The sequence below is a fragment of the Micromonospora rifamycinica genome (assembly GCF_900090265.1).
Taxonomy (GTDB): Bacteria; Actinomycetota; Actinomycetes; order Mycobacteriales; family Micromonosporaceae; genus Micromonospora; species Micromonospora rifamycinica.
The window spans coordinates 3,040,651-3,055,313 of the sequence record NZ_LT607752.1; the positions used below are offsets into that span (position 1 = coordinate 3,040,651).

Annotated in this window: 16 protein-coding genes; 10 read left to right on the forward strand and 6 right to left on the reverse strand. The window is 67.1% G+C overall.

The genetic code is table 11. From position 1 onward, the window contains the following. Positions 1–30: 30 nt before the first annotated feature. Both GA0070623_RS29930 and GA0070623_RS12250 read left to right on the forward strand, forming a co-directional pair. On the forward strand, positions 31–474 hold the full coding sequence (locus tag GA0070623_RS29930) for a hypothetical protein (protein ID WP_157517470.1): 444 nt from the start codon (positions 31–33) through the stop codon (positions 472–474). A 738-nt stretch (positions 475–1,212) separates the two neighbouring features. After that, the gene (locus tag GA0070623_RS12250) at positions 1,213–2,265 is read left to right on the forward strand and encodes a hypothetical protein (protein ID WP_067303798.1); all 1,053 of its coding nucleotides are present in this window, start codon (positions 1,213–1,215) and stop codon (positions 2,263–2,265) included. 184 nt (positions 2,266–2,449) lie between these two features. Here GA0070623_RS12250 and GA0070623_RS12255 read toward each other — a convergent pair whose 3' ends face one another. The 6 genes from GA0070623_RS12255 to GA0070623_RS12275 all read right to left on the reverse strand — a co-directional run bounded on the left by GA0070623_RS12255 (position 2,450) and on the right by GA0070623_RS12275 (position 7,157). Then, positions 2,450–2,863 carry a helix-turn-helix domain-containing protein gene (locus GA0070623_RS12255; RefSeq protein WP_067303801.1) on the reverse strand — a complete coding sequence of 138 codons (414 nt, stop codon included), beginning with the start codon at positions 2,861–2,863 and terminating at the stop codon, positions 2,450–2,452. Between the two features lie 15 nt (positions 2,864–2,878). Continuing rightward, entirely contained in the window at positions 2,879–3,877 is a 999-nt protein-coding gene (locus tag GA0070623_RS12260) for an IS3 family transposase (RefSeq protein ID WP_407937959.1), read from the reverse strand. Positions 3,878–3,882: 5 nt separating this feature from the next. After that, positions 3,883–4,323, reverse strand: a complete 441-nt coding sequence (locus tag GA0070623_RS31640; RefSeq protein ID WP_407937960.1) for a transposase — start codon at positions 4,321–4,323, stop codon at positions 3,883–3,885. Between the two features lie 47 nt (positions 4,324–4,370). Further along, positions 4,371–4,628: a helix-turn-helix domain-containing protein gene (locus GA0070623_RS12265; RefSeq protein ID WP_157746967.1), complete on the reverse strand. Its 258-nt coding sequence runs from the start codon at positions 4,626–4,628 to the stop codon at positions 4,371–4,373. Between the two features lie 406 nt (positions 4,629–5,034). Next, positions 5,035–5,697, reverse strand: a complete 663-nt coding sequence (locus GA0070623_RS12270) for a pentapeptide repeat-containing protein (protein ID WP_067306156.1) — start codon at positions 5,695–5,697, stop codon at positions 5,035–5,037. 125 nt (positions 5,698–5,822) lie between these two features. Further along, positions 5,823–7,157 carry a helix-turn-helix domain-containing protein gene (locus GA0070623_RS12275; protein WP_067306154.1) on the reverse strand — a complete coding sequence of 445 codons (1,335 nt, stop codon included), beginning with the start codon at positions 7,155–7,157 and terminating at the stop codon, positions 5,823–5,825. 480 nt (positions 7,158–7,637) lie between these two features. Between GA0070623_RS12275 and amcA the strand changes: the two genes are divergently transcribed. From amcA to GA0070623_RS12310, 8 genes are read left to right on the forward strand one after another with little or no spacing between them, the layout of a single operon-like run. Then, complete coding sequence (gene amcA, locus GA0070623_RS31540; protein WP_329007656.1) at positions 7,638–7,817, forward strand: multiple cyclophane-containing RiPP AmcA; 180 nt, start codon at positions 7,638–7,640, stop codon at positions 7,815–7,817. Further along, the gene (locus tag GA0070623_RS12280) at positions 7,814–8,785 is read left to right on the forward strand and encodes an NAD-dependent epimerase/dehydratase family protein (RefSeq protein ID WP_231932759.1); all 972 of its coding nucleotides are present in this window, start codon (positions 7,814–7,816) and stop codon (positions 8,783–8,785) included. The genes amcA and GA0070623_RS12280 overlap by 4 nt, the downstream gene beginning before the upstream one ends. A gap of 17 nt (positions 8,786–8,802) precedes the next feature. Then, on the forward strand, positions 8,803–9,750 hold the full coding sequence (locus tag GA0070623_RS12285) for a thymidylate synthase (protein ID WP_067306151.1): 948 nt from the start codon (positions 8,803–8,805) through the stop codon (positions 9,748–9,750). After that, positions 9,747–11,483 carry a carbamoyltransferase family protein gene (locus tag GA0070623_RS12290; protein WP_067306148.1) on the forward strand — a complete coding sequence of 579 codons (1,737 nt, stop codon included), beginning with the start codon at positions 9,747–9,749 and terminating at the stop codon, positions 11,481–11,483. Before GA0070623_RS12285 ends, GA0070623_RS12290 begins: the two co-directional genes overlap by 4 nt. Next, entirely contained in the window at positions 11,477–12,511 is a 1,035-nt protein-coding gene (locus tag GA0070623_RS12295) for a CgeB family protein (RefSeq protein ID WP_067306145.1), read from the forward strand. Before GA0070623_RS12290 ends, GA0070623_RS12295 begins: the two co-directional genes overlap by 7 nt. Positions 12,512–12,562: 51 nt before the next feature. Beyond that, positions 12,563–13,084: a P-loop NTPase family protein gene (locus tag GA0070623_RS12300; RefSeq protein WP_067306142.1), complete on the forward strand. Its 522-nt coding sequence runs from the start codon at positions 12,563–12,565 to the stop codon at positions 13,082–13,084. Positions 13,085–13,108: 24 nt separating this feature from the next. Beyond that, the gene (locus tag GA0070623_RS12305; protein WP_067306139.1) at positions 13,109–13,924 is read left to right on the forward strand and encodes a class I SAM-dependent methyltransferase; all 816 of its coding nucleotides are present in this window, start codon (positions 13,109–13,111) and stop codon (positions 13,922–13,924) included. Further along, on the forward strand, positions 13,921–14,658 hold the full coding sequence (locus tag GA0070623_RS12310) for a phosphotransferase (protein WP_067306136.1): 738 nt from the start codon (positions 13,921–13,923) through the stop codon (positions 14,656–14,658). The genes GA0070623_RS12305 and GA0070623_RS12310 overlap by 4 nt, the downstream gene beginning before the upstream one ends. Positions 14,659–14,663 lie beyond the last annotated feature (5 nt).

A 14,663-nucleotide genomic window follows, 5' to 3' on the forward strand; every position in this document is an offset into this window, starting at 1 on the left:
AGATGCTTCGTGATGCGCTACTGTTCAGACGTGGACGATACGCTCCTGTGGAACGGTGCCAACAAGTGCAACTCGATCCACGCAGAGCAGGGCCCAGACTTCCCCACAGTTCTGCAGGGCTGGCGTCTCCGTCGGGAGTGGGAAGCTCACCTGCGGGTGTTCTGCGGTGAATGGCGATCTCTATCACCCGACGACCCGGACGATCCTTATCCCGCAACCATGAACGGTTGTGCCAACCAGCGCTTCCTGATCAGGTGGCGCAGCATCGGTGGCGCGCCAGTCCGTTTTGGCTGCGGGACAGTCGCGGGCGACATCGGAACGATCGTCGAGAACGAGCTGTCAGCGCCAGCGGTATGCGGCTGGGCCGAACTTCACGGCTGCGGATGGCCGCTGTGGCAGTTCGTCGAGCAGAAGAACGGTGGCAACCTCGGCGACATTGCCGTGGCGGTGCAGTCTTGGATAGCTTCGGCCTGATCCGAGGGTGCAGCCGAGGGATCCTCTGCGGTAGTGTGCGCCCATGCCGTTCGCCAAGCCAGTCGTTGGTGCCTCAGATGCGTGGATTACTCCTGGGCTGGTGGCGTCTGTCTGCGCGCTTTTCTTCACGATCGGTTCGTTTTGGTGGATCCAGGTTCGCCGTGGCCGGCTACGCAGCTATCCGCCGCAGGTCTACGCAGCCGCCTTTGGGCCACACAAGACAATGATAGTGCTGCCGCTGGTGATTCATAATCCGGCACCAGCACCACTGGCGGTGATTGGGCTTCGATTGCGGATCGATTTACCCGAGCCCAGGCACCGGGAAGTTGCTGAGCCAACGGCCGATTCCGTCGCTCTACCAAAGATCATGCCGTGGATTGCTTGTCGGTCCCACGTCTACTCCGACTCACGGACATACAACGCGCCGTTCGCGGTGGATGGACGAGGGATGGTGGAGAAGTTCGTGGAGTTTCAGTGGGATTGTCCATCCACGACGCTAGCAGACGGTCCCTACGCCGTCACCGTCGAGGTTCGGTCGGCTCCGCGTCGATGGTGGCAGAAAGACAGATGGCACCGGCTGCTTCAATTCGACCTAAACACGCAACTCTCCGCTGAATCCCGAGCGTCGTTCCTAACTCGGACAAATGACCTAGAGTTCACGGGTCCGGCAACCCGCGTCTGGGAAGACCAGTAACGGCAGCGGCCAACATCATCATCAACCGCCCCGATAGGAGACTCGTGAGCATCCAGCAGGATCGGCGAGAGTTGGAGCGCAAGCAGAAGGCGCAGTCGGACAGCGCGCGCAGGGCCGCCGACCTGCGCACCAAAGAGGCGCGCAAGCGCGCCGACGCAGCCAAAGCCGATCAAGCAGCCAGCCGCACTAGCAGCCCTTCGCAAGCTCAAAGCAAAAGACGCGAAGCGGTCCGAGCCTTGGAGGCTGCCAACAAGTACGGCCGAGACGCATCCGCACTGGAGGCCAAAGCCGCTGGTTATGGCTCCGATGCGGCGAAGCTGCAAACCAAGATCGCGAACGCGGAAACAGCTGAACGTCAACGAGCCGCCCGTCAGCAGATCATCGCCCAGCGGACAGCACAGGTCGAGCAACGCCAGCTCGCCCAGCAGGTTGCATCCTCGCAGGAGAGGATTGCTATGTCAGAGCGGGCGTGGCGTACACTCACCGCGCCGAAAGCCGAAAAACTCCGTATCCTCATGTTGGGCGCGTCCTCCGCTGGAGACCTCCGCGTCACGCGCGAGCACACCAGAGTCCGACGAGCAATCGAAGCTGCACTGCACCGTGATCAAGTCGAGATTGACGTACGACTTTCGGCTACTACGCAGGACTTACAGGACGGCATCGCCAAATTCCGCCCTCACGTCGTCCACTTCTCCGGGCACGGCGATGAGCAGCTGATCTCCTTCGAGGAAGATGTGGATGACTTCCACGCTGGCGTCGTGGTGACTGCGAGCGCCTTCGCCTCAGCGTGCCAAGCCACCGACTTTCCGCCGACCTTGATCGTTTTCAACGCCTGCAAGTCCTCCGGCACGGCCGACGCGCTCGTCGACCGCTTCGCACCCCTGGCGATCGGTATGACAGACAGCATCGATGACGGCGACGCCCTCAACTACGCCGCCGCCCTCTACTCTTCGGTTGCTAACGGGCAGTCAGTCAACTCCGCCCATCTTGCAGGCAAGGCCGCAATCGAGTTGTCAGGCGGGGAGCACGAATTGCCCTACCTCGCGACGGCTCAGGGCATCGACCCGACAACCGTTATTCTGGTAAAGCAGCCGTAGACTGAGTAAGCTGCCAACAAGATCGAGTGCACTCTCATCGGCATGAGAGCGTGCCTCAGTTGTCCATCTCCGGCGAGACAGGAGATTCGCTCACCAGCAGAACCCACGGTTGTCGGCGGGTGCCGTCGGCGCTCGGCTACGGCGAGCGGCCCTGTCGGTGTGCCTACCTCACTCTCGCGCTGTTCTACCCGTGCTGGTCGGGGGTGTTGAGGATCAGCAGGAACCGGGCTTTGGTGTCAGTGTCGGCGAGTGCGAGCGTCTGGTCCAACACCGCCTGCGCGGCCATCTTCGGTGGCGTGGGCGTGCGTCGGTGTTCCCAGCCGGAGACGGCCGCGTCGCTCGCTCCCAGCCGCTGAGCGAAGTCGTGGACGGTCATCCGTAGCGCCTCCCGCAATGCGCGGACCTCCCGCTCGGTCCACCGACCGACGACCACCGCCTCACACTGGCACCTTCTCGGCTCCGCCGGTGCGCTCGGCTGCACCTGAACGGTGGGAGCGATGAGGCGGGCAGCGCGTTGCCGACGCTCACGGTCACGTGCCGACGCCCGCTGCTCGTGGAAGTCCCGCACCAACGCGGCGACCTGGTCGAAGGCGGCCAACCGGTAGTTGTCAAGTCAAACTGAGACGGTCTGTTCCTGTCGGGGCGGCTGGTTGATCCAGGCATGGTCGGGCAGTTTCGGTGCGCGTGGCCGGCGGTTGAATCGGTCCGGGTGGGCGGTGTGGGCTGCGTCGAGGGCGTGTTGGCGTTGCTCGCGGATCTGCTCGGCGGTGCCGTAGTGCACCGAGGCTGGGGTGTGCCAGCCGATCCCGGAGTGCCGGTGCTCGTGGTTGTAGGCGGTGAAGAATCCGTCGCAGAAAGCTCTCGCGTCAGCGAGGGACCCGAACCTCTCGGGGAAGTCCGGCACGTATTTCATGGTCTTGAACTGGGCTTCGGAGTACGGGTTGTCATTCGAGGTCCGAGGTCGGGAATGTGACCGTAGGACACCGAGGTCGACGAGCATCTCCGATACCGGCTTCGACACCATGGCGCCGCCACGGTCGGCGTGGATGGTGTGCGGTTCGATCCCGTTACGGCTGATCGCGTCGGCCAGGAAGTCGCGGGCGACGACCGCGTCCTCGACGGCCGCGACGAGCCAGCCGGCGACGTAACGCGAGTAGATGTCGATCACGACGTAACACCGGTACCAGACGCCTTTGACAGGTCCCTTCAACGCGGTGATGTCCCAGGACCACACCTGACCCGGCCCGGTCGCGACCAGTTCCGGACGCACCCGCGGCGGGTGGGTCGCCAGCCGGCGTCGTTCCCGGCTCTGCCCGGCGGCACGGGCGATGCGATACATCGTGGACATCGAGCAGTGGTAGCGGCCCGCGTCGAGTTCCCTGGCCCAGACCTGCGGGATCGCCAGGTCGGCGTAGGCCGGCGAGTTCAGCACAGCCAGCACCCGGTCGCGTTCGGCCATGCTGAGCGCCTGCGGCGGCGGGGTGCGGGGCAGCCACGGCCCGTGCCGCGGTCCGACCGGCTTGGCCCGCCGGTAGTAGGTCGCCCGCGAGGTCCCGGTCAACGCGCACGCCCGCAGCACCGAGATGTCCGCGTCGCGTAACTCGCCGAACACGGCGGTCAGGATCTCCTCGGCTGGCTGTCGCTGTCCGCGCTCTCGGAGAGTTCTTCCAAGAGCGCGTGTGCTTTTCCCATGATGTCCAACGCCATGCGGGTCTTCTTCAGATCCGCCTGCAGCTTCTCGTTCTGCCGGCGCAGCTTCTCCAACTCGATCTGTTCCGCGGACTTCTTCACCCGCGCCCCGACCGCCGCCGTGCCGGAATCCGTGACGGGAGTCCCTACCTGGCCGAGTTGCCCGGCGTCGCGAGCCCGTGTCCATTCGATGATGTGCGACGAGTACAGACCTTCCCGGCGCAGGATCGCGCCTTTCTCTCCGTTCGCGGCGTTCTCGTACTCGGCGACCATCGCGAGCTTGTACTCCGGGCTGAAGACCCGCCGTGATGGCTTTGGCGCCGGGTCGCCGCCGCCGGACGCCGGCTGCTTGCCAGATGAAGTAGACACGTACACAAGGATCTCCGATCCCCGCCCTCAGCAGGTCAGCACCCCACTCACACGGGGTGTCTCACACCATCTTGACCAAGAGGGAACAGCACCCCGTTGGCACCGACCACCTCGTCGGCGTCGCACCAGAAACCCCGGATGCTCATGTCCCGACCGGTCTCAGCGTTGGCCAGCGTGCTGCGCGAGTAGCAGATCCGCTTGGCCAGTTGCGCCTGCGTCATCCCGGCAGCGGCACGCCATCCGGCCAACTGCCGGCCAAGATCCTTACGTTGCTCGGCCACCAGCCCCGAGGTGGTCCCGTCCACCGAGCCGAACCCTCTCGGCAGGACCGGCGCAGACCCCACTCCCCCACCCCGTCGAGTCGACTGCACACCTACGGTCATCGACGCCCCCACCGGCCCACGAACCGACACCCGAGGGACCAACCAGTCACGGCAAGAGAACCAGCCGGCAGAAGTACAGAGTCGTCCGTTACGGCGGTGAACGGCCAGATGCGCGCACCGAGCTGCCCACCCAGAACAAAGGCCTGGGCGTCAGCACCGTCGGAACGCCCTACCGCGAACGCGGTCGTATCGACGTACGACCTCACCGGCAACGCCGCCGCCCCCGCGACTGGTAGCCCACGACTGACATTCCACCGTTGCACTGCGACACCGACAGACCCGACGAGTGCGGTCGCAAGACGACCGACGGGCACTTCCGATCCGAAGATCATTGAGCCCGCACCGCGAGGTGGAGTTCACCGACAGCCAGGTGGGTCAGGTCAGGCAACTGCTCCTCGGTGAGCGTGATCCCGTACAGGTTCGCGAGAGCGGTCTTCAGGCCACGCAGCGAGTTACCCCGCAGGTCGGCGCCCTGGAGCTGACTCGACGCCAGTTCGAGGCGAGCCAGCTGGCACGATCTCAGGACGACCTTGGGGAGCCGGCAGGAGGACCAGGTGGCGTCGGTGAGGATGTAATCGACGAACGCCACCGCCCCGCCAGCGGCGACCCGGCTGAAGGTGGCGTAGTCGAAGCGGCAGCCGTCGAACAGGACATCCTTGAGACGGACGTCGGTGAGCCGCGCACCGGTGAACCGCGACCCTGTGATGACGCTGCGTTCGATGCTGAGCCCGGACAGGTTGGCGCCGGAGAAGTCGGTGCGGACGATCTCCCAGCCGAAGACCGTTCCCCCTTCCCAGGTACTCTCGCTGAGGTCCGACCCGGTGATCCGGCTACCCCGAACACGGACCTCGTCGAGGGCGACACCCCGCCAGGAGGCGTTGTCGACATGGAGGTCGGTGAGATCAACATCGGGCTCGGTGGTGCTGTCGAGATCGTCGGGGTCGAGATCGGGAAGCAGGATCGTCACGTCGCCGACTGCGGTGGTTCGCATGGGTCCTCTACCTGTTGAACGGCCACGCGGGAGGTCGCACCACGTGGTGGAAGGGTCTGCCGAATCAGTAATCACCTCGCCGAGCTACCCGATGCCGTTCACTGGCGAATCGACGCCGGCCCGCTCTAACTACCAGGTAGCGCGGCGCGACTGGCGGTCAACGCGGTGACGCGTTCGTCGAGTCGGGCACCGTTGCGGCTGTCGCCGAGTACGTTGCGGACGGCTCGGACCCGGTCGAGGCCGGTGCCGTACCAGTCGGTGTGTAGGGCATCGACGGCCTGGTTGAGGTATTCGGCAGCCCGGTCACCGTCGTTGCCATGGGCGTTGGCAAGGTCGGCGAGAACAACGCTGCGCTGTTTGGCGCCAGCCCCGGGGAGAGCGGCGAGTGCCTGATCCAGCTGGATAGCGGCTTCCCCGTGGTCGCCATCGGCGAGAGCGGCGTAACCGGCGAAGGAGTGCAGACGCGTGTTGTCGTAGAAGTCGAGCCATTCAGGCGGCACAGGGCTGCCATCAAGCGCCTTCGCTGCCAGATCGATGTGGTGGCGGCTGGCCGCCGCTGCTCCTGCCCGGCCCTCGACCTCCGAGGCGACGCAGTGCAACCAGGAGCGGACCATGGGGCTGACACCGTGCCAGGTGTGTTGGAGGGCTGCGTTGGTCAGCGTGCGGGCCTTCGCGGGATCGTGGCCGAAGGCGGGGATGAACGCCATGTGGCCGAGAACAGCTGCGGCCAGAGCATGGTCGCCGGCTTCGCGGGTGGCAGCGAGGGCGACGTCGTAGCAGCGTTCGGCGACGGCGGGTTGGCTGAGGTCGAAGAAGGCGAGTCGGGCGGTGAGCAGTGCGGACTCCGCGAGCGCTCCGGCGAGACCAGTCCGATCGGTTCCGGTTGCGGCACGGAGGAGCCCGATGCCGAGCTGAGTGTGGGCGTAGGCGGCCTCGTACAACGGCCGGGCCGGGCTCGTCCAGTACAGCTCGCGCTGACAGCGCACGATCTGCCGATACGAGTCGGGGTCGACGGTCCTGCCGCCAGCGTGTGCGGCGGGGGGATCGAGTGATAGCAGCGGCGCGACCAAGGGCAGCATGCTGGCACCGACGAGCGCGCGTAGTACGGACGCCCGGTCCCAGCCGTTGCCGTTGCCGTCTCGGGTGAGCATGTCCCACAACCTCCTGAACTCGTGCAGTGTTTCCTCAGCCGGACGTACGGCCAGTTCGTCGGGGGTGAGCAGGCCGAGGTCGCTCGCTGGCTTACCGAAGATCGCGACCAGGTGCTTGCGGTAACGCGGGTCTGGCCACCGTTCCCCGGTCTCCCAGCGTCGCACGGTGTTGGCGTTGAGCCCGGTGTCGATCTCGCCTGCGCGGCTCATCTCGGTGCGGATGCGTTCGGTGGTCTCCTCGTAGGACCAGCCGCGTTGGAGTCTCTCCCACGCGAGCTGCCGGTTCAGGGAATAGCGCCGTCCCGCCATCGCGCACCTCCGGACTTCACCTGTCGACGTGGATCACGCTAGCCACTGCCGCTACGGGTCGTCACTACCTGGTTGCGACTGGACGGGTAGTGGACGGTACCGGCCCACGGCGAGGAACGGTTCGCTAGAGCTGGACATCGAACGCCGCCGTTGCCGGTGGCACCGGTGTCCACCGATGACCGTCAACGGCGTGGGGTTCATGGTGGACGTACTGATCAGGACTGACAAGGCGTCGCCCCAGCGGGGTCCAAATGCCGTGATGGCCGTCGGCGCAAGTCCCGCGAGGTTGGTTCCTCGCCTGCGTGTCGCCGTCGAGCCTGCGCAGGCGGGTGATCGGCGGGGTGCTCCCAGCCGCCGCCTCCCGGTGGCGGACCTGCCGGTCCTCCGGTGGGTCCGCCGCGCCGGCGGCCGACTCCACAGACCTGGCGCACGTCCTTGGCGATCACGGCGCGACATGGGCGGGTCGGAGGCGGGACCGCGATGACGGTCTACGTCTCCCGTAACGCCGCTACGACAGCCACCGGTTCGACAAGGTCCGAACGACCGGGTGCCCTGCCGGTGATCGATCAGACCACACTTTCCCAGGTCGACCCACCCCTGTACACCCACGTCTGGCGTCGGCTCTTCGAGCAGAGCCCAGGAAGGGAGGAGCAGCGATGATGTCTCGTGTTGTGGTCACCGGAGCGGCCGGCTTCATCGGCTCGCACCTGGTCGACGCGCTACTGGGCAGAGGAGTCAGGGTCGTCGGTCTGGATCGGCGGCGGGTCGGTGAGCACGCCCTCGCGGACGAGAACCTGGCCCGGGCGGTCGTCAACCCCTTGTTCACGCCGTACTGCCTGGACCTGGCCGTCGACCAGTTGGACGACGTGGTGGCTGGCTGCGACACCGTCTTCCATCTCGCCGCGCGGCCGGGTGTACGGCCGTCGTGGAGTCGCGAGTTTCTCGACTACACCCAGACCAACGTGCTCGGCACACACCGGTTGCTGGAGGCCTGCACCCGCCAGGGGGTGCGCAGGCTGGTCGTCGCCTCGTCGTCGAGCGTCTACGGTCCGGCCGACCAGCCCAGCCGCGAAGACGATCCCACCTGCCCGGTTTCCCCCTACGGGGTGAGCAAGCTGGCCGCGGAACAGCTGTGTCTCGCCTACGCCCGGCGAGCTGACAGCCCGCTTAGTGCCGTCGCGCTGCGCTACTTCACTGTCTACGGGCCTCGGCAGCGGCCCGACATGGCAATCGGCCGAGTCCTGTTCGCCGCCTACACCGGCTTTCCACTCACGCTGTTCGGCGATGGCAGCCAGCGGCGCGAGTTCACCTACGTCGGCGATGTCGTCACCGCGACCCTCGCCGCCGCTCGCCTCGAAGCCCAGGCAGCGGTGGTCAATGTTGGCGGCGGTGCAAGCGTCTCGATGCTCGCGCTGATCGACGAGGCTGCCCGGGTCACCGGACGACAGGTGCCGGTGAAGGTCGTGGCCGCTCAACCGGGCGACGTACCCGCGACTGCTGCCGACCCCACTCGCGCCCACCGATTGCTCGGCTACTGGCCCACCGTGGGGCTCCACGAAGGCCTCGCCCGACAGGCCGCCTGGCTGGTCAACCTCTCCGACGACCGACTCGCGGCCTTCACCTCCTGACCTCACAAGGGAGCACCATGATCGTGTTGACCGCCGACTCGGCGAGCGCGTTGTTCACCGCCGCCTGCCAGGCCGTACTGCTCAATGGTCGCGTTGCCTGCCCCCGCGATCTCACCACGACCGAGGTGGTCGGGGCACACCTGCGCCTGACCAACCCCCGACGACGGCTCGTCGCGGTACCGCCCGCAAGGGTGATCAACCCTGCCTTCGCGGTCGCGGAGGCACTCTGGATCCTCTCCGGCTCCGACTCGCCGTGGATCTACGACTACAACGACAAGCTGCGCGTGTACGCCGACGACGGCGTGCTATGCGGCGCGTACGGGCCACGGCTGCGCCGCTGGGACGGCCACGTCGATCAGCTCGACGCAGTACGCCGGCAGCTGCTCAATGATCGGGAGTCACGGCGTGGGGTGATTCAGCTGTTCGACCCGTCCCGGGACCATCGCGGCTACCGCGACGTGCCGTGCACCCTCGGCTACCGGTTCTTCGTCCGGGACGGTCGACTGATCATGCACACCAGCATGCGCAGCCAGGACCTCTGGCTCGGCTTCCCGTACGACATCTTCACCACCACCCTGATCCACGAGCTGATGGCCGGTTGGCTCGACGTCGAGCTGGGCGAGTACCACCACCACGTCGACTCGCTGCACCTGTACGCCCACAATGCCGAGGCTGCCGCCGCCTCCCTGCATGGCGCCGAGGGCAACGCCGAACTGGCTCCGGTCGACGCGCCCTGGCCGGACCTCGACCACCTCCTCCAGCGGGTGCTCGACGGCGACACCAGCCTGGCCGACGGCTCGACCTGGGACGCGTTCGGGCGGTCTCTCGCCAGCTACCGCGCATGGAAAGCCGGGGAGCGCGACCATGCGCGCAAACTCGCCACCGACACTCCCGATCCACTCGGTGCCGCCCTGGTGAGCTGGTACGACCACCTCGCCCCCGCCAAGCCCGCCGGGCAGCGATGATCGCGCAACGGTCCGCACGAGGGGCCGAGGTCGTGCTCGGGCTCTGTGCCTACACCCACGACTCGGCCGCAGCACTCCTGGTCAACGGCAACCTGACTGGTTTCGCCGAAGAGGAGCGCCTCGACGGGACCAAGCACAGCAAGGCGTACCCCGCCAGGGCCGTCGCTTGGCTCCTCGACCGGGCCGGGTTGACCGCGAACGACGTCACCGCAGTGGCGTACAACTTCGACGGCCGTCGCTACCTGCCGGCGCTGGGTCAACTCCCCGATCACCTTGCACGCGCCTCGACCCGCAGCCGGGCGCTTCCTCGTTCACGCAGCTTCCTCACCGTGCATCGCCGCTACCGGGCGCGCATGCGCGAGCTGTCGCAGTGGTTCCCGCATGCCCGACTCGTCCCTGTGCTGCACCACCGCGCACACGCCCTCTACTCCTTTCTGTCCGCTGGCGTGGACGACGCGGCGGTCCTGGTCGTGGACAGTCTCGGTGAGTTGCAGACCACCACGATCTGGCATGCGGCGCACCGCGACGAGCAGCCCTTTCACCTCCGTCTGGCTGCTGCGATAAGGGATCCGGCATCGCTCGGCTACGCGTACGGCGCCGTGACCGAACACCTCGGCTGGCGCCGGGGAGACGAGGAGGGCACGGTCATGGCGCTGGCCGCCCTCGGTGAACCAGCGCGATTCCGTGACGTGATGTCGCGCGCGATTCCGCTGACCGGTGACGGCTTCACCCTCGATCCAGGGTTGTTACCGCTTCGGGTCCTCTCCAGCAGATACCCCCGGACCAGCGCAGAGTTCACCGCCGTCACCTGCCCGCCCCGCCCACCAGATGCTGCGGTCGAACCGGTGCACGCAGACCTCGCCGCCGCCCTGCAGGAACGCACCGAGCAGGTGATGCTTCATCTGGCAGGGCGGGCCACCCGCCTGACCGGGTCCGGTCTGCTCTGTCTCGGCGGTGGCGTCGCGATGAACTGCGTCGCGGCCGGTCGGATCGCCCGGGCCGGCATCGTCGACGAGGTCCACATCCCACCCGCTCCCGGAGACTCGGGCACCGCAATCGGCGCTGCCGCAGCCGTCTGGCTCGACACCACCGGCCAACCTCCCACCGGTATCGGCGGACGCTGCTACCTCGGCCCGGCGTACCCCGATCTGACCCTGTCGGCCGAACCGCGGCCTGGGCTGACCGCCGAACGACCGGCGGACCCGGCCCAGCACCTCGCCCGGCAGCTCGCCAACGGAACGATCGTCGGGCTCTTCACCGGTCCGTTGGAGGCGGGGCCACGCGCACTGGGTAACCGGTCCATCCTCGCCTCGCCCTTCACCCACGAGGTCGTGGACCGGCTGAACCGCACGGTCAAGTTCCGCGAAGCGTTCCGCCCCTTCGCCCCGGTGATCCTCGCCGACAGGGCCGCCGACTACGTCCAACTCGGCCAGCCCTCACCGTTCATGTCCATCGCCGCACCGGTGACCGCTCTGACCGGCAGCCGCCTTCCCGCGATCGTTCACGGCAACGGCACCGCGCGGGTTCAGACTGTGACCCGTCACCAGCATCCGTTCCTCGCCAGCGTGCTGGCTGCCTTCGGCGAGATCACCGGACATCCGGTGCTGATCAACACCTCGTTGAACATCAAAGGCAAGCCGATCTGCGGCACCCCCGAGATGGCCCTGGACTGCCTGGTCGAGACCGGCCTGGATGCCCTGCTTCTCGAAGGCTGGTGGGTGACGAAATGTTGATCGGTTACAGCTTCTGGGGATTCCTCGGTCCGGGTGTCGTCGACACCCCCGACGGCGGACGCAGCCACCGCCGTTGCCTGGTCGACGGGCTCCGCCAAGCCGGCCACGAGATCGTGTTCCTCCAGCCCAACCGTGACCTCTGCGACGCCGGCCTCGACCTCAGCGCCAGCTACCGGTGGGACGTCGGCCTACCCGACCTCGACACGTTGTTCCTCGAATGGCGTTGGCCCATCCCCGGCCGCAACACCACTCCCTGCGGCCGGCCCGGACACACCTGCGACCTGCACCGCCAGGCCGAACTCGTCACCCACTACACCCACCGGCTCGGCATCCCAACGATTCTCTGGGACAAGGACCGGCGACTCGATCCGGCAGACCCACTTCGCCGGACCAGCAACGTCACCGTCTGTGAACCGGCCCTGCACCCGAGCCCGGGCGCGACGACGCTACTCTTCCCCGTCGCGGATGGGGTCCTCGACGCCACCGACCCCGACGAGTTGGCCACCCGGCATCGCTCGACGCCGCTGGTGTACGTCGGCAACCAGTACGACCGCGACGACGCCTTCGACACCTTCTTCGCCCCCGCCGCCGCGCACCTGCCCCACCTGGTCGCCGGCAAATGGCCCGACACCCACCGCTGGCCCGGCCTCAACTTCGTCGGCCGGGTACCGTTCCCACAGGTCAACAAGATCCACTCCGACGCGCTCGCCACCGTGCTGCTACTTCCCGAGCGCTACGCCGAGGCCGGCCAGATCACCCAGCGGATCTTCGAAGCTGTCCTCGCCGGCTGCGCCCCGCTCCTGCCGACCACCATCAGAGGCGCCGCCGAACTCGTGCCGACGAACCTGCACGTCAGGCAGGCTAACGACGTCCGACACCGGGTCGGCTGGCTCGCCGAGATCACCGGGACCAGCGACCACGCCGGCCTGATCGCCGACTGCCTGCACCGTCTCGCCCCGTTCCGGCTCTCCACCCAGCTCAGCGTGCTGAATCGTCTCCTGCGTCATCCCGATCTGGTGACGCCATGACCCGCCGTGTCCGCACGACCCCGCCCCAGAGCAGGCCTACCCTGGAGGACCATGGACAGGATCGCCCTCATCGGCTGCGGTGGCAGCGGGAAATCGACAATCGCCCGGCAACTCGCCCAGATCCTCGACGCGCCCCTGACCCACCTCGACGCGATCTACTACGACGAGCAGTGGAACCCGCTTCCCCAGGAGGAGTTCACCGCCAGGCAGGAGAAACTCGTCACCGGCGAACGCTGGATCATCGAGGGGAACTACGCCGGTACCCTGCCGATCCGGCTGGCCGCCGCCGACACCGTGATCTTCCTCGACCTTCCCGCCGCCACCTGCCTCTGGGGCATAGTTCAGCGACGTCGGCGCTATCGGGGCGGCCAGCACCAGGCCGACGGCGTCTACGACCGGATCACCTGGAACTTCGTCCGGTACATCCTCGGCTATCGACGCACCATGCGGCCTCGGGTCCGCAACCTCATCCAGGAACACGGACCACACGTCCAGCTGATCTCGCTCACCAGCCGCCGCCAGGCCAACCGACTGGTCGACCGGATACGAGCACAAGCCCCACCAATGCCCTGACCCGGACGGGACGGGAGGCGACCAATGCTGCCTAACCCGTTCCTCGATCCCACTCTGGTACACGGCGACCTCTACCGCACCGGCGACCGGCTCGCAGAACGCACCCGTGCGCTGCGCGACGCCAAGGTCGCCGGGCGAGACGCCACCGCAGTCATCACCGACCTGCTGGCACAGCGGACCTCACCCGATGCGATGGTCCTCGACATCGGCTGCGGACGGGGTACCACCACGCTCCGCATCGCCGCCCGTCTCCGCCCTCGGCGCCTCGTAGCCGTCGATGCCTCAGTCGCGCTGCTGGACATCGTTCGTACCCGATTGGCCGAGGCCGGAGGGAACGGCTCGGTGGTCGCCGCCGACTTCCACCGCCTACCGATGCCGGATGCGGTAGCAGACGCGGCGGTAGCCGCGTTCTGCCTCTATCACTCGACCACCCCAGCCGCCGTAATCGCGGAAATCGCCCGCTGCCTCCGCCCCGGAGGCAGCGCCGTCCTGGCAACCAAGTCGCTCGACAGCTACGCCGAACTCGACCAGCTCCCCCAACTCGCCGGCATAGACCGCGATGCCACGCGCCGGCCGAGCCTCTACGAGAGCTTCCACAGCGCCAACCTGCTCGATATCGCCGGCACCCACCTCACGGTGCTCGACGTCCTGCATGAGGACCACGTCTTCGAGTTCGCCGACGTCGCGCACCTCGCCCGCTATCTCGCCACCACTCCCAAGTACCGACTTGACCCCGACTGCTTACCAGACAACCTCGCCGCGATCCTCCGGCAGCGGCTGCCGGCACCGCCGTACCTGGCCCGATCCACCGTCAGCTACGCCCTGGCGGAACGGCCGTGACCAGCAACCTCTTCATCAAGCGGTACGCCGACCCACAGCGCTGCTCGGCAGCGGCGGCCCACCATGCCTGGCTCAATGGGCTGGACTCCACTGTTCGCCTGCCACGCCTGATCACGAGGACCGACTGCTCTCTGATCTTCGAGCGGCTATCGGGCCGGGCAGCTGGGATGGCGGATCTTCCCCGGATGGCGGCCATCCTCGGTCGGCTACACGACGCCGCTTACCGCAGGGAACTGCACTCCGCCCGGCTCGACGAAACGCACACCACCTCGATCGGACTGGTGATTCCCGATTTCGCCAGACCGCGTCGGAAGGCGCTACACCAGACCGCCCTCGCTACGGGAGTCGACCAGACCGTGCTCGACGCCGTCCTGGACCGGGCTGACCGACCGGCGGCCTTTTACAAGGACCCGAACGTCCGCAACTACCTTGTTCAGCAAGAAGGCATCGCCGTCGTCGACTTCGACGATCTCACTCTCGCCCCCTTCGGCTACGACCTGGCCGGACTCCTCGTCACCACATCCCTGACGTACGGACGCCTCGACCAAGCAACCCTCACGGCCTGCATCGACGCCTACCGTTCCACCACCGCCCCGAACCGTTGCGGCTTCGACGAGCTACGGCAGTACGCCGAGCTACACCACCTTTTGACGCTCCGGTACCTCGGCACCAACGGATACCGACACCCGTGGCCCACTGTCCGGCCCTGGCCCGACCCGTTCGCGCCGACCTGACCTCC

Excerpts from the sequence above, each read along its gene's own strand:
- GA0070623_RS12285 (WP_067306151.1), top strand. The coding sequence starts at position 8,803 with ATGATCGTGTTGACCGCCGACTCGGCGAGCGCGTTGTTCACCGCCGCC.
- GA0070623_RS12300 (WP_067306142.1), top strand. The coding sequence starts at position 12,563 with ATGGACAGGATCGCCCTCATCGGCTGCGGTGGCAGCGGGAAATCGACA.
- GA0070623_RS12280 (WP_231932759.1), top strand. The coding sequence starts at position 7,814 with ATGATGTCTCGTGTTGTGGTCACCGGAGCGGCCGGCTTCATCGGCTCG.
- GA0070623_RS12295 (WP_067306145.1), top strand. The coding sequence starts at position 11,477 with ATGTTGATCGGTTACAGCTTCTGGGGATTCCTCGGTCCGGGTGTCGTC.
- amcA (WP_329007656.1), top strand. The coding sequence starts at position 7,638 with ATGACGGTCTACGTCTCCCGTAACGCCGCTACGACAGCCACCGGTTCG.
- GA0070623_RS12275 (WP_067306154.1), bottom strand. The coding sequence starts at position 7,157 with ATGGCGGGACGGCGCTATTCCCTGAACCGGCAGCTCGCGTGGGAGAGA.
- GA0070623_RS12290 (WP_067306148.1), top strand. The coding sequence starts at position 9,747 with ATGATCGCGCAACGGTCCGCACGAGGGGCCGAGGTCGTGCTCGGGCTC.
- GA0070623_RS12270 (WP_067306156.1), bottom strand. The coding sequence starts at position 5,697 with ATGCGAACCACCGCAGTCGGCGACGTGACGATCCTGCTTCCCGATCTC.
- GA0070623_RS12305 (WP_067306139.1), top strand. The coding sequence starts at position 13,109 with ATGCTGCCTAACCCGTTCCTCGATCCCACTCTGGTACACGGCGACCTC.